Genomic DNA, 278 nt, shown 5'->3' with positions numbered 1-278 from the left:
CCGGGAATTGATGCGAAGCCGACACACGAACGTCACACCTACGAGCCAGGTGAAGGCGAACGGCAGATTCTTGGGCCGACAGGCAAAAGGCGCTACTTGCCGAGCCGGCAAAACTAAACGCTTTCGCCAGAACGTCAATATCAGGCATCCTGCCCCGCAGCCCTGACATATCTCCCCGGCGTCTCGCCAAAAGCCTTGCGGAACATCGCGATGAAACTGCTTGGGCTGGCATAGCCCAAGGCGTCTGCGACCGCCGAGACGCACTCGCCCTACGCGAG

1 pseudogene is annotated in these 278 nt (G+C 60.4%); it reads right to left on the bottom strand.

The features are described from left to right. Positions 1-140: 140 nt before the first annotated feature. Positions 141-260 (bottom strand): annotated as a pseudogene (locus SB771_RS34175) (helix-turn-helix domain-containing protein); the annotation flags it as partial. Between the last annotated feature and the right edge of the window lie 18 nt (positions 261-278).

It is taken from the genome of Burkholderia sp. SIMBA_051, assembly GCF_046534915.1.
GTDB lineage: Bacteria > Pseudomonadota > Gammaproteobacteria > Burkholderiales > Burkholderiaceae > Burkholderia > Burkholderia ambifaria.
The sequence above is the reverse complement of the archived record's forward strand: the minus strand, read 5'-3'. Positions and strand labels throughout refer to the sequence as shown.